The 12,665-nt window shown below is 69.3% G+C and carries 11 protein-coding genes; 5 read left to right on the top strand and 6 right to left on the bottom strand.

Annotation, left to right across the window (positions count from 1 at the left end):
* Positions 1 to 102 precede the first annotated feature (102 nt).
* The 3 genes from ALI22I_RS29070 (at position 103) to ALI22I_RS29060 (ending at position 2,147) form a co-directional block, all read left to right on the top strand.
* Complete coding sequence (locus tag ALI22I_RS29070; protein ID WP_077008756.1) at positions 103 to 594, top strand: MarR family winged helix-turn-helix transcriptional regulator; 492 nt, start codon at positions 103 to 105, stop codon at positions 592 to 594.
* A 100-nt stretch (positions 595 to 694) separates the two neighbouring features.
* Positions 695 to 1,333 (top strand): GTP cyclohydrolase II, encoded by a 639-nt coding sequence (locus ALI22I_RS29065; protein ID WP_077008755.1) that lies wholly within the window; start codon positions 695 to 697, stop codon positions 1,331 to 1,333.
* Positions 1,334 to 1,379: 46 nt separating this feature from the next.
* Positions 1,380 to 2,147, top strand: coding sequence for a dioxygenase family protein (locus ALI22I_RS29060; protein ID WP_077008754.1), 768 nt, complete (start codon positions 1,380 to 1,382; stop codon positions 2,145 to 2,147).
* 25 nt (positions 2,148 to 2,172) lie between these two features.
* Here ALI22I_RS29060 and ALI22I_RS29055 read toward each other — a convergent pair whose 3' ends face one another.
* The 4 genes from ALI22I_RS29055 to ALI22I_RS29040 form a co-directional block, all read right to left on the bottom strand.
* Positions 2,173 to 3,777 (bottom strand): SLC13 family permease, encoded by a 1,605-nt coding sequence (locus ALI22I_RS29055; RefSeq protein WP_077008753.1) that lies wholly within the window; start codon positions 3,775 to 3,777, stop codon positions 2,173 to 2,175.
* A gap of 161 nt (positions 3,778 to 3,938) precedes the next feature.
* Positions 3,939 to 5,540 carry an ABC transporter substrate-binding protein gene (locus tag ALI22I_RS29050; RefSeq protein ID WP_077008752.1) on the bottom strand — a complete coding sequence of 534 codons (1,602 nt, stop codon included), beginning with the start codon at positions 5,538 to 5,540 and terminating at the stop codon, positions 3,939 to 3,941.
* A complete protein-coding gene (locus tag ALI22I_RS29045; RefSeq protein WP_143532493.1) occupies positions 5,537 to 7,525 on the bottom strand; it encodes an ATP-binding protein in 1,989 nt (662 codons plus the stop codon). Before ALI22I_RS29045 ends, ALI22I_RS29050 begins: the two co-directional genes overlap by 4 nt.
* Positions 7,526 to 7,824: 299 nt before the next feature.
* Complete coding sequence (locus ALI22I_RS29040; RefSeq protein ID WP_238598689.1) at positions 7,825 to 9,198, bottom strand: pectate lyase family protein; 1,374 nt, start codon at positions 9,196 to 9,198, stop codon at positions 7,825 to 7,827.
* Between the two features lie 510 nt (positions 9,199 to 9,708).
* Between ALI22I_RS29040 and ALI22I_RS29035 the strand changes: the two genes are divergently transcribed.
* On the top strand, positions 9,709 to 10,503 hold the full coding sequence (locus tag ALI22I_RS29035) for a putative protein N(5)-glutamine methyltransferase (RefSeq protein ID WP_077008749.1): 795 nt from the start codon (positions 9,709 to 9,711) through the stop codon (positions 10,501 to 10,503).
* Positions 10,504 to 10,678: 175 nt separating this feature from the next.
* Here the strand turns inward: ALI22I_RS29035 and ALI22I_RS29030 are convergent, their stop codons facing one another.
* Positions 10,679 to 11,470 (bottom strand): SGNH/GDSL hydrolase family protein, encoded by a 792-nt coding sequence (locus ALI22I_RS29030; RefSeq protein ID WP_077009274.1) that lies wholly within the window; start codon positions 11,468 to 11,470, stop codon positions 10,679 to 10,681.
* A 152-nt stretch (positions 11,471 to 11,622) separates the two neighbouring features.
* Between ALI22I_RS29030 and ALI22I_RS29025 the strand changes: the two genes are divergently transcribed.
* On the top strand, positions 11,623 to 12,177 hold the full coding sequence (locus ALI22I_RS29025) for a PadR family transcriptional regulator (RefSeq protein ID WP_077008748.1): 555 nt from the start codon (positions 11,623 to 11,625) through the stop codon (positions 12,175 to 12,177).
* Here ALI22I_RS29025 and bfr read toward each other — a convergent pair.
* Entirely contained in the window at positions 12,174 to 12,659 is a 486-nt protein-coding gene (gene bfr / locus ALI22I_RS29020; protein ID WP_077008747.1) for a bacterioferritin, read from the bottom strand. The two genes, ALI22I_RS29025 and bfr, sit on opposite strands and share 4 nt — an antisense overlap.
* Positions 12,660 to 12,665: the final 6 nt, after the last annotated feature.

The following is a 12,665-nucleotide window of genomic DNA, read 5'->3' as shown; positions in this document are numbered from 1 at the left end:
GTTGAGTCGATGACGCTCAAGTCTGTACCGCTTCAGGGTGAACCGCCGGACGCGGGCGCGATCGAGGGGTCCGGACTTGAAGCGTCAAGTACCGTCGGAGCCATGGCACGACGGAACGAGGACCGCGTCGAGCCGCGGTGGCTGAGCGGGGACGAGCAGGAGTCGTGGCTGCCGTTCGCGAGCATGCTGATGAAGCTGCCCGCGGCCCTCGACGCCCAGTTGCAGCGTGACTCCGACATCACCCACTTCGAGTACCTCGTGCTCGCCCGGCTCTCGATGACACCGGGTCGCACGCTGCGCATGAGCGATCTCGCGACCACGGTCAGTGCCTCGCTGTCGCGCCTGTCCCACGTGGTCAAGCGGCTGGAGCGGCGGGGCTGGGTGCGTCGGGCGCCGTGTCCGGAGAACGGCCGCTACACCAACGCCACCCTCACCGAGGCCGGTTGGGAGAAGGTCGTGGCGTCCGCACCCGGGCATGTGGAGGAGGTGCGCAGGCTGGTCGTCGACGCGCTCTCCGGGGCGGAGTTGCGGCAGTTGCGCGATATCAGCGGGCGTGTCCTGGACCGCATCGACCCGGACGCGAACCCCTTCTGAGTGGCGCACGCCACCCTTGGTTGAAGGCTCAACCAAGGGTGGCGTACCGTCGCTGTTGTTCAGTTGAAGCTTCAAGTCAGGCTTCGCGAAAGGGCAGCAGATGATCACGACCGCGCTGGACGCGCCACCCGCCGGCGTCCGGACCACCGTCCGGGTGCCCCTGCGCTTCGGCGACGGCTACACCACCGAGGCCGATGTCTTCACGTTCACCGGTCTGGTGGACGGCAAGGAGCACCTCGCCTTCGGGCTCGGCGACTACCGCGGCACGGACGTGCCGCTGGTGCGCGCCCACTCCGAATGCCTGACCGGCGACGTGTTCGGCTCGGCCCGCTGCGACTGCGGCCCGCAGCTGCGCGAGGCGGTCGAGCGCATCGCCACGACCGGCGGCTACCTGCTGTACCTGCGCCAGGAAGGCCGGGGCATCGGCCTGTACGCCAAGCTCGACGCGTACGCGCTCCAGGACCTCGGGCTGGACACCTACGCCGCGAACCGGGCACTCGGCCACGCCGACGACGAGCGCGACTACACCGCCGCCGCCCAGATGCTCGCCGCCCTCGGCGCGCGGCCCATCGACCTGCTGACGAACAATCCAGACAAGGCCGCCCAGCTGCGTGCCCTCGGCGTGGAGTTGGGCGGCGTCAGCCGTACCGGTGTGCACGTCTCCGAGCACAACCTGCGCTACCTCACGGCGAAGGTGGCCCACACCGCGCACACCCTCGACCTGCCGATCGCCAACTGATCGACCGGGTCGTCCCCAACCCAACCGAGCCGAGAAGACAGATCCCATGAGCCGCATGCCCACCCTGTACCTCAGCCACGGCGCGCCGCCGCTGGCCGACGACCCGATCTGGCCCGGCCAGCTCGCCACGTGGGCGGCCGACCTGCCACGCCCCACCGCCATCCTGGTGATCTCCGCGCACTGGGAGGACGCCCCGCTGGCGATCGGCGCGACCACCACCGTGCCGTTGTTCTACGACTTCTACGGGTTCGAGCGGAAGTACTACGAGGTCACCTACGCCTCACCGGGCGCGCCCGAGCTGGCCGCCCGGGTGCGCGGGCTGCTGCGCTCCGCCGCCACCCCGGTGCAGGACGTCCCGGACCGCGGCCTCGACCACGGCGCCTACGTGCCGCTGGTGGAGATGTACCCGGACGCCGACATCCCGGTGTTGCAGATCTCGATGCCGACGCTGGACCCGCGCCGGTTGATGGAGATCGGCCGCCGGCTCGCCCCGCTGCGCGACGAGGGCGTGCTGATCATGGGCAGCGGGTTCTTCACCCACAACCTGCGGGCGATCCGGGTGGACGGCAGCGTGCCGAGCTTCACCGCCGAGTTCGACCACTGGGGCCGTGAGGTGCTCCAGGCCGGCGACGTGGACGCGTTGCTGGACTTCGAGCACAAGTCCCCGACCGGCCGGCTCGCCCACCCGCGCACCGAGCACTTCGCGCCGCTGTTCGTCACCCTCGGCGCGGGCGAGGCCGAGCTGACCGGCCAGCGCACCGTCATCGACGGCTACTGGCTCGGCATGGCGAAGCGCTCCATCCAGGTCGGCTGACCCCCCGGCGGCGCTTGGGCGGGCATCAGGTGCCGATCCCGAGCAACGCGACCATGGCCGGCAGGGCGAGCAGGATCAGCACCGCGCCGATCACGTCGAAGGAGATACCGGATCTGATCATCTTGGTGATCGGCACCACCCCGGACCCGTAGACCACGGCGTTCTGCGGTGTCGACACCGGCAGCATGAACCCGAACGACGCGGCGAACGTCGCGGCCAGGGCGGGCACGAACGGGTTGGCCCCGGCGGCGACCGCGATCGGGATGATGATGGGGACCACCACGGCCGCCGACGCCGTGTTGCTGGTCGTCTCCGACACCACGATCGCCAGCACGACGGCGAAGATCGTGATGGGCACGATGCTGCTCAGGCCGAGTGCGTCGGAGGCGGACTCGCCCAGGGTCTTGGCCAGACCGGTGCTCGCCAGCAGCGAGCCGAAGATGATGCCGGTGCCGAACAGCAGGATGGTGCCCCAGTCGATCTCCGCGGCGTCCCGCCAGCGCAGCGTGAACTCGCGCTTGGACCAGTCCGTCGGCAGCAGGTACAGCAGGGAGGCGCCGAGCACGGCGACGATGCCCTCGTTGAGCCGGTCGCTGATCGCCGCGTAGACGTCCGAGTCGTTGCCCGCCACCAGCGCGACGATGCCGGGCACGATCCACAGCGTCACGGTGACCCCGAAGGCGACCAGGGTGTTCTTCTCCGCGCGGGACAGCGGGCCCATGGCCTCCCGTTGTTTCGCGACGTAATCGGAGACACCTTCGATGCGCCGGATCTCCGGCCGGTTGAGCAGCAACAGGATGACCGCCAGCGCGACGAACATGAGCGCGCAGATCGGCAGCGCGGTGGCCGTCCACTGGGCGAACGAGATCCGCTCGCCGGTGGCCTCCTCGATCAGTCCGCGACCGATCAGGTTCGGCGGGGTGCCGACCGGTGTCAGCAGACCGCCGACGCTCGCCCCGTACGCGAGCATGAGCATGATCGCGGTGCCGACCCGCAGCCGCAGCGGGTCGAAGTCCTCGGCGACCATGCCCCTGTCCTGCAACAGTTTCGCGATGACGCCGAGGATGCCCAGCGCGGTCGGCAGCAGCATCGCCACCGTGGCGGTGTTGGACACGAACGCGGACAGCAGGCAGGTGATGCCGCCGAAGGCGACGATCACGCCCGTGGTCGAGCCGCCGACCCGCGGCAGGGCGAGGATGCGGAAGGCGAACCGGCGGGCCAGCCCGTGCTTGAGCATCGCCTGGGCCAGGATGAACGCGCCGATGAACGTGAAGATCGTCGAGGAGCCGAACGGGCGCAGCGCGTCGTCGGGCGGCACGACGTTGAGCACGACGATGAACGCGACGCCGATCAGCCCGCCGACCGGGATCGGCACCGCCTCGGTGATCCACAGCACGATGACGCCGAGGAGAATCCCGCCCAGCGTCTGCTGGTTGCCCTCCATGTCCAGGGGAAGTGCCAGGAAGACGATCGTGACCAACGGCGCCAGCCACAGCCCGACCGTGCGGCGACCGCGCTCGAACTTCTCTTCCGCCGGGGAGAGCCGCTGCTCGCCCAGACTCCGGTAGGTCGCATGGCCGAGCAATGCCTTGTCGACGTCGGTTCGGTTCGTGGGCTGTTCGTCCGCCATCGGGGCCTCCCGTCGATCCACCCCCCAGCCTCGCACCAGTGGCGGTGGACGGCCACTCGTGCGCCGTTCCCGCTTCCCACGACCGACCTGGCGACAACAGCTCGACGTGTCCTGTGTGGATAGTGAGCCGCTCTCGATTCTCCTGTTCTGCGGGGCGGCGCTCACCCGACCCGTTGCGCGGACCCGTCGGGGAGCAGGCGGACGACGGCGGGCAGGTTGTCGCCGATGTCGACGCGGTCACCGGTGGCGTCGAAGTAGAAGGTGCCGCTGGCGCCCTCGTAGGCGGAGTCACGGTCGGAGTACGTTGCCTGGGTGGCGAGTTCCACGGTCTCCGGCTTGGGGATGACGACCTCCGGGTCGCCGGCTTGGGCGTGCCGGATCCAGCCGACCGCCACGTGCAGCGCGTCCCACGCCATCGCGGCCCAGCCGGTGTCCAGTTCGTGCTCGTAGCCCTTGAATGCCTCCCGCAGCGGGGTGTACTCCTCCCGCTCGCCGATCACGACCGGGTCGGCGAGCGGGGTGAAGTACAGCTCGACCTTGCCCCGACCGACGACCTCGCGGGCGTCGGAGATCTTCCACGTCGCGGCAGCCTTGGCGTCCTGCTCGCCCATGCGCAGCACGGCCGCGTCGGAGGCGCTGACCACGATCACCTTGCGCAGGCAGCTCTCCGCGTCGAGCTTGACCATCAGATCGCTCAGGTAGCGGGCCCGTCCGGCGTAGTACAGCACCACCGGTGTGTCCGGCCGGCTCGGGTCGACCTTGCTGCACATCTTGTCGCTGATGATCTGGAACTGGTTGCCCAGCACGCCCTTGTCGTCGCTGCCGAACCGGTACGGCGACTCCTGCCCGCCCAGCTGGGCGGCGATGGCCTCGGCGGACGTGCCGGAGTAGGTGTCACCGGTGTCGTTGCTCTTGACCACGATGGCGCGCGTGCTGTCGACCCCCGCCGCGCCGAGCGCCCTGGTGGTGGCCTCGAACTGCCGGGAGTTGGCGAACGACGTCCGGTGGAAGTGCTCGATTGGTCCGTCCGGGTCGAGCTGCGTCGCGGTGACGAGGTCGGCGACCATCAGGACGTCGGCGTCGGAGAGCTTCTTGGCCGCGAACTTCGTCTCGTCCTGGCTCAGCCCGAGCCCGACGACGGCCAGCAGCGGCGCCGAGTCGTCCTTCATCGCGATCAGCTCGTCGACCGCGGACTCCCACTGGGCCGACGTCGCGCCCATGTGCGCGAGCAGCACTTCGACCTTCGGACTGCGGTTTTCGGTGTTGAGCCGTTCCTGCGCCGCGGCGAGCCCGGCCACCTCGTGCACCACCCGCGGTCCGGACAGCGGTGACGTGAGGGGCGCGAGGAAGGCGACCTTGACGTAGTCGCCGGACAGCGCGCTGTTCTGCTTCTCGATCTTGCCCAGCACTTCGTCGTAGCGCTTGCGGGTGGTGTCGTCGACTTCCTCGTCGGCGAACCCGCCGGAGAAGTCGTAGCCGCCGTCGCTGACGCCGACGCACTCCAGCTCCGACGACGAGAACCAGCCGCGCAGCGTGATGCCGGTGTCGATGCCACCGCCGAAGCAGAGCACCTTCGGCGCGGCGACTGCCACCGAGGCCAACGGGAGCACGAACACCGCCACCGCCAGCAGGACGCGCACGCTCTTCGGCATCGGGTCGGTCGGTGTGATGTCGCCCTGGAACAGCGCACGACGGCGTCGCAGGTACACGAACAAGGCCGCCCAGCCCAGCAGCAGCAGAGCCGAGATCACCAACGGGGTCATCGTGTGCTTCCCAACTCGTCGGGATCGGGGTCAGCCGGGTCGCGGCGTTGCACGTCCAGCCAGCGCTTGGCCATGGCTTGGTGGTGGGCCGCGACCGAGACGAAGTCGCCGCGGTCGCCGCGCGCCTTGCGTGCCACGATCGGCATTTCGGTGTAGACCACGCCGTGCAGGTGTGCCCGCCTGCCGATGAGGGTCGGGTCGGCGCTGCCGCGCCAGGCGGTGAGCACGGCCGTGACTGCGTCGGTCAGCTCGTCCCCGGTCCGCTCGAACTCCGCGTGTGCGGCGTCCGGGTGCGCCGGACAGGACGCCAGCGACCGCACCAGGGCGAGCCACTGCCTGCCGCTGCGTTCGCCCAGCAGGGTGACCAGCCGCTCGACGACCGCGGTGACGTCACCGCGGGCGAACTGGTGGTGCATGCGGTCGTCCTCGTTCTCGGCCTTCTCCGCCAACAGGCCGAACACCCCGCGCCACGCGGTCCGGGGCGCGGCGGGCCGCTGGGCGAGTTTGCGCAGCAGGAGCAGGCGCAACAGCGGGTGCATCACCGGCTTGCCGCCCGGCTCGCGCGGGGCCCAGTAGGCCGCGGACAGCAACGGCTGCTGGTCGCCGAAGGCGGTGCCGATCATCGGTGAACCGGCGATCACGCCCGCTTCGTCCCGGTCACGCGCCGCGGCGCAGGTGGTCAGGTCGAAGTGGAGGGTGCCCGGCAGGTCCGCGAGGAACATGTCGAGGATGAGGTCGGCGGCGGACCTGGTGTCGGGCGGGTGCCTGTCGTTGCCCGGGCGCGGTGATCCGGGCATGGGTAACGCCAGCATGTCCTCCGGGTAGGCGATGTCCGGTCCGGCGAGCACCGCGGCCCGCATGAGCAGAGCCGTGCCGCCGGGGTGGCCCGCGGTCAGGTCGCGCAGCATCCGCACGATCCGGTAGCGGTGCCGGGCCGGGATGCCGACGTCCTCGGCCAGCGGCAGCATCTCCTCCCCGGTGAGGTCGCGCAGCGGCAGCGGCAGCCACGGGCCCCTGACGTCCAGGCGGCCGGTGCGCACCCGTTCCACCACGGTGGGGTCGCCCCTGGGCACCTCGTCGTCCGTGATCTTCAACCACTCCACCAGGGACCCGTTGCTCGTGGTGATCACCGTGAGGTGATCGTGCTCGTAGTCGACGCCCGGCTCGAACCGGGTCTTCTCCAGCGCGCGGAGGAATTCCAGGCCGGAGTCGTTGTCGGCGTTGTCCAACAACACCACCGGGTCGACCGTCGATCCGCGCCGCGCGGCGTGCCGCACGTCCGCCAGGAACGCGGCCATGAGCGTGCGGTTGACTGCCGCCTTGCCCTCGTCGCCGCCGTGGTGGCGCTGCCGGTTGAGGTCGACCAACTCGGCGATCGCGTCCTTCTTGAGGTTCCGGTCGCGATGGCCGTACCACTTGTGCCCGGTCAGCAGGGTCACGCGTCGGCCCCAAGACGTCCGGGTGAGCCCCTCGACGATCGACGGCACGAACTGCCCCACGGCGTCCGCGGCGGCCGGCCCACCGGTCTCATCCGGCAGCAGGGCGAACATGGCGGCGATCTGGCCGCCGAGCGTGGTCGGGTCGAACCGACCCAGCTTGTCCTTCGCCTGCTCGTACGCCACGGTCAAGTCGTCGTCCAGCGTCATCTCGGTGATCAGGCGACCGACGAGGAACCGGGAGAACTTCTTGCGGTAAGCGCCGTGCCGGATGAACTCGAAGATCACGGTGGTGAGCAGGTCGACCAGCGAGGGCGGGTCGGCCTGCCCGGGCCGCACGGCGTCGAGCCGGACGTGCGGTTGATCGCCGAGCCTGCGATCCAGCTCGGCGAGCACCGCGGTCTTCCCCGAGCCGCCGGGGCCGGTCAGGATGAGGACCGGCGGGATGCGGCGCTCATCGCGTTCCGCGGCGGCCGACATGGGCGAACCGCGCACGATCAGGTTCGTCGCGATCTCCAGGATCGCGTCCCGTCCGTGCACCACTCGCACCGCCTGTCCACCCGTCCAGGGCTCATGGGTACGACCGGGCACCACCGGGCACCACACTGATGAGCCGCTGCCGGGACCGTCGTCGAATCCCCAGTGCCGCGCCCTCACATCAGCGGCGGCGTGATCGGTTATCACAGCAGACGTGACAACTGATCAAGGATGGGCTCGGCGCAGAATCACCCTTATAGGGGATTAGGTTGACCTTCGAATCCGCATTCTTGCGGAGTGGCGCGCGAGGTTGTGGGGACGGCGACCGGCCAGTGCCGGTCGCCGTCCCCGTTGTGCTGATCCCGGAAGAGTCAGAGCTTGCCCGTGCCCGCACCCGTCGTGACGGACGCCTTGACGGTGCCGACGTTGTCCGCGGTGTAGCCGTACGGGACAGCGGCCACCGTGCCGTTGGTTTCGCACGGCCCGGAGTTGGTGAGGGAGTTGTTGCGCGCCACCAACCGTCCGGGATCGGAGTCCGCGTACCCGCTCGCCGACCAGCACGCCTGCTGCACGTTCTCGAAGACGTTGCCCTCCACGAGCAGTCCGGCGTCCATGAGGGAGGCGATGGCGTACGAGGAGGAGTTGTTGTTGACGTTGGAGTAGTAGTTGTTGAACACGTGGACCGTCTCGCCGAAGCGCACCCGCGGGCTGCGCTCGAACGTGCGGTCGAACCAGTTGTGGTGGTACGTGACCCGCAGGTGACCGCGGTCCTCACCGCCGTTGCCGTCGGAGTGGCCGACCAGCGAGGTCTTCCAGTGGTTGCGGATGACGTTCCACGACACCGTGACGTAGTCGGCGGCGTGGGTGATGTCCAGCATGCCGTCGTAGAAGTCGGGGTTGTCCTCGATGGTGCTGGACATGGTGTTGTGGTCGATCCAGACGTGAGTGGCGCTCTCGATCTGGATCGCGTCGCTCCCGGGCACCCCGCGGATGTTCAGGTTCTGGATGATCACGTTGGCGGGGCTCATGTCCTCGATGTTGAGGGTGGTTCCCGAGATGCCCGAGTTGGCGCCGACGCCCCGGATCGTCTTGTTGGCACTGATCTCGACGGTGCCCGAACCGCTGAGCATGCCGTTGATCAGGATGGTCCGGGCGCCCGAGGCCTGCGCCTGGGTCCGGAAATCGGCGAAACTGCTCACGGTGACGGTAGGACCGCCCGCGCCACCGGTGGTGCCGCCGGCCTGCGTGGCCCAGCCGACGATCCCGCCGGGCGGCTGCGGCTGCGGGGTGCCACCGACTTCGAAGTCGAGGTAGTCGATGTTGGGCAGGCCGGCGGCGGTGGTCGGGTTCAGCCGGATGGTGTTGCTACCCGCGTTCACCGACACGCTCAACGTCTTGGTCACCCAAGTCGACCAGGCCCCCGTGCCCTCGAACGAGGGCGTCTGAACCGTGGACCCGTTCACGACCAGGTTGGCCGGTCGGGCCGTGGTGGCCCCGTTGGCGAACCGGACCCCCAACGTCGCCGTGCCCGCGGCCGACGCGTTCACCGTGAACTGGGCGTAGCCGCTCGTGGCGTTGGCGCCGTTGCAGAACCCGCTGCCGGTGTAACCGGACCAGTTGGAATCGATCGTGCCGGAACACACCGCCGGCGAGGTCTCCGCCTCGTACCGCGTGGGCGCGGCCTGTGCGGTGGACGATGCCACCGCGACCAGTGCGGCGGCTAACAGACCGACACACGCAATCATGGGTCTCACGCGCATAGTACGTCTCCGTGGGATCAGTTCGTCTTGGAAAGGTGCTTTCCATTTGCAGGCGACGGAATCGATCGAGGCGCAACTATGTCGCATCCGGCCGATATCGACCCGACCGACAGGAAGATGGCGAACACGGTACCCCCTGGGGTGCTTCCTTGCGCCATTGGACAGGAAACCGGTTTCCCGTCGGATGCTATGAGGTCCGCAACGCGGGGTCAACGGCGAATTCTGGGGTAGTACCCGGTCGTCGAGTGTCGAACCCATCGAATGCCCAGGTCATCACCGCCGAACCTGATCACCGACGCGCCTCGGGCGTTCGGTGGAAAATGTGGGCCGGTCATACTTGTGAACAAAATCGGCGCGTCTTGGTCATACTTGTGAACAGCGGGCGTGCCACCCGCTGTCACTTGCATCCGCCGGCGCACTGCAAACCATTTCTCGGCCCGTTGTCCTGCTGGTATGATCGATCATCGGCGTCAACGTTTTCCGTGAAAGGTGGCCATGTCGGCCTTCCCCGCGTCAGCGCCGGTGTCCGATATCGTGGCCAGGCTGCGGGCGGCGGGGTGCGTCTTCGCCGAAGACGAGGCGCGGTTGCTCATCGACGCCGCTCGGTCGCCGGCGCACCTGGAAGAAATCGTGCGCCGCCGGGTCGAGGGCACGCCGCTGGAGGTCATCGTCGGCTGGGTCGAGTTCTGCGGCCGGCGGATCGCCGTGGACGCGGGGGTGTTCGTACCCCGCCAGCGATCGACGTTCGTGGTGCGCCAGGCCGTCGAGCGCGCGCGGCCGGGAGCCGTCGTCGTCGACCTCTGCTGCGGCGCGGGCGCACTCGGCGCCGCGATCGCCGCCGCGGTCGGCGGGGTGCGACTGCACGCCTCCGACATCGAACCCGCCGCGGTCCGCTGCGCCCGGCGCAACCTCGACGCGGTGGGTGGCCGGGTGTACGAGGGAGACCTCTACGACCCGCTGCCCCTCTCGCTGCGCGGTCGCGTCGACATCCTGGTCGCCAACGCGCCTTACGTGCCGACCGACGAGATCGCGATGATGCCGCCCGAGGCCCGCGACCACGAGCCCTTGGTGGCGCTCGACGGCGGGCCGGACGGGGTCGACGTGCACCGCAGGGTCGCTTCCGGCGCACCGCTGTGGCTCGCGCCGGGCGGCCACCTGTTGATCGAGACGAGCGAGCACCAGGCCCCGCTGACCGTCGCCGCCATGGCCGACCACGGACTCCTGCCGCGCGTGGTCACTTCCGATGAGCTGTACTGCACCGTGGTGATCGGTACCAAGCCCGCGCTCTGACCACCCCTCGGCTCCGGCCGGCCTGATTCAGGCCGCGAGCTCACCTCCAAGGAGTTCCTGGAGGAGCACTGGGAGGACGGGAAGGGGCGGATCTACCCGCCCGATGACGGTTTCGAAGGCGATCCGGAGCTGGAATATCTCCCGGTCGGCACGCTCGTCGACCGTTTCGGTGGCGTCAGTCGGTCTCCGCGCTCGCCGGGACGGGCAGCAGGCCGGGGCGCTTGGCGGTGCGGCCGTCACCGGACGAGCGGCCACGCAGGCGCCTGCCGATCCACGGCCCGAGGAACGTGGCGACCCACCGCAGTTCTCCGGCGACGACGCTCCGGCGCCCACCGGAGGCGAGCTCGGGGAGTGGTCGCGTCCAGGAATCGTCGCTGCCGGGTACCGCGAGTGCGTGGGCGATCGCGGCGGCGATGCGCGCGTGTCCCACCGGACCGGCGTGCAACCGGTCGCTGCTCCACAGGCGTGGGTCGGTGACCACCGGGTGGTACGCGGTCTCGGCGACGATCACCCCGTGGCGCAGCGCCGCCGCGCGGATGCGGCTGTTGAGCGCCGTGACGCGCGGACTGAGCGGACGGGCTACCGGGATCAGGCGGGCGAGGTTCGGAAAGGTGAGCGTGGCGACCTGCGCACCTGCGGCGGTCAGCGCGGCGAACATCTCCTCCAGGTGCGCGGCGACCTCGTCGGCGTCGAACCGGGGCCGGAGCAGGTCGTTCATCCCGGCGACCACGGTGGCCAGATCAGGGCGCAGCGCCAGGGCGGGTTCCAGCTGTTCGGCACGGATCTGGCCGGCCAGCCGTCCGCGCACGGCCAGGTTGGCGTAGCTCAGACCGGGACTCGACGCCGCGAGTTGCACGGCCAGTCTGTCCGCCCAGCCGCGCAGCCCCGAGACGTCGTCGCCGTCGCCCATTCCTTCGGTCTGGCTGTCACCCAGGGCGACATAGCGCCGGTACGTCGTGACGGGCATCGTGTGCGCCTTCCGTCCGTTGGTAGTCATCACCGCCTGGCGTCAGGCTGACGTCGTCATTGTACTCAATTAGTTGACTATCCGAGGGCGTGTCCGGTCGGTCAGGAGAACGTCAACTCCGCGAGTATTCGCATTGCGCCTAGGCTGAAGTCATGGCGCTACGCCACGCGATCCTGGCTGCCCTCCTCGACGGGGAGGCCTCCGGCTACGACCTCGCCAAGGGCTTCGACGCGTCGGTGGCCAACTTCTGGGCCGCCACCGCACAGCAGCTCTACCGCGAACTGGAGAAGATCGAGAGCCAGGGGCTGGTGTCGGCGCGGATCGTCGAACAGCAGCGGCGGCCCAACAAGCGGCTGTTCTCGCTGACCGAGGCCGGGCGCGCCGAACTGCACGCCTACACCACTCGACGCCCCAAGCCGACCGCCGTCCGTGACGAGTTGATGGTGCAGGTCCAGGCGCTGGAGGCCGGTGATCCGGAGGCGGTGCGCGACGCGGTGCGGGACAAGCTGGAAGCTGCCGAGACCAAGCTCAAGCGGTACGAGCGCCTGCGGGACAACATGCTCGTCGGCCGGACCGAGGCGGAGTTCCTCGCCGCCGCTGATCCCGTCGGCCCCTATCTCACCCTGGCGCGCGGCATCGCCTTCGAGCAGGAGAACATCCGCTGGTGCGAGTTCGCCCTCGACGTCCTCGCCCGGCGGGCCGGCTAGCCGACGGTGGGTGGTCGGTCGACGAGCTGGGAGAGGTAGAGCTGTTCGCCTAGCCGGTCGATCAGTTCGAGCTGCGTTTCGAGGTAGTCGATGTGGTGTTCCTCGTCGGCCAGGATCTTCTCGAACAGCAGCGCGGTGGTGATGTCGCCCTTCTCCCGGCACATCGGGATACCGGTGCGCAGCCGCTGCACGACTTCCACCTCGATGGCCAGGTCGGAGCCGAACTGCTCCCGGACCGTCTGCCCGATGCGCACCGGGAAGAGCCGTTGGTAGTTCGGCAGGCCTTCGAGGAACAGGATGCGGTCGGTGAGCAGTTCCGCGTGCGTCATCTCCTCGAACGACTCGGCGCGGGTGTGCTCGGCGAGTTTGGTGAGGCCCCAGTTCGCCTGCATCTTGGCGTGCAGGAAGTACTGGTTGATCGCGGTGAGCTCGCTGGTCAACTGTTCGTTCAGCAACGCGATGACTTCGTCGTCGCCACGCACGGGCCA

This window comes from Saccharothrix sp. ALI-22-I (assembly GCF_001984175.1).
Lineage (GTDB): Bacteria > Actinomycetota > Actinomycetes > Mycobacteriales > Pseudonocardiaceae > Actinosynnema.
This window is presented reverse-complemented; position numbering and strand designations above follow the sequence as displayed.

What these genes read in the sequence shown, in the direction of transcription:
- ALI22I_RS29070 (WP_077008756.1), top strand. Translation starts at nt 103, where the DNA reads ATGGCACGACGGAACGAGGACCGCGTCGAGCCGCGGTGGCTGAGCGGG.
- ALI22I_RS29065 (WP_077008755.1), top strand. Translation starts at nt 695, where the DNA reads ATGATCACGACCGCGCTGGACGCGCCACCCGCCGGCGTCCGGACCACC.
- ALI22I_RS29060 (WP_077008754.1), top strand. Translation starts at nt 1,380, where the DNA reads ATGAGCCGCATGCCCACCCTGTACCTCAGCCACGGCGCGCCGCCGCTG.
- ALI22I_RS29055 (WP_077008753.1), bottom strand. Translation starts at nt 3,777, where the DNA reads ATGGCGGACGAACAGCCCACGAACCGAACCGACGTCGACAAGGCATTG.
- ALI22I_RS29050 (WP_077008752.1), bottom strand. Translation starts at nt 5,540, where the DNA reads ATGACCCCGTTGGTGATCTCGGCTCTGCTGCTGCTGGGCTGGGCGGCC.
- ALI22I_RS29040 (WP_238598689.1), bottom strand. Translation starts at nt 9,198, where the DNA reads ATGATTGCGTGTGTCGGTCTGTTAGCCGCCGCACTGGTCGCGGTGGCA.
- ALI22I_RS29035 (WP_077008749.1), top strand. Translation starts at nt 9,709, where the DNA reads ATGTCGGCCTTCCCCGCGTCAGCGCCGGTGTCCGATATCGTGGCCAGG.
- ALI22I_RS29030 (WP_077009274.1), bottom strand. Translation starts at nt 11,470, where the DNA reads ATGCCCGTCACGACGTACCGGCGCTATGTCGCCCTGGGTGACAGCCAG.
- ALI22I_RS29025 (WP_077008748.1), top strand. Translation starts at nt 11,623, where the DNA reads ATGGCGCTACGCCACGCGATCCTGGCTGCCCTCCTCGACGGGGAGGCC.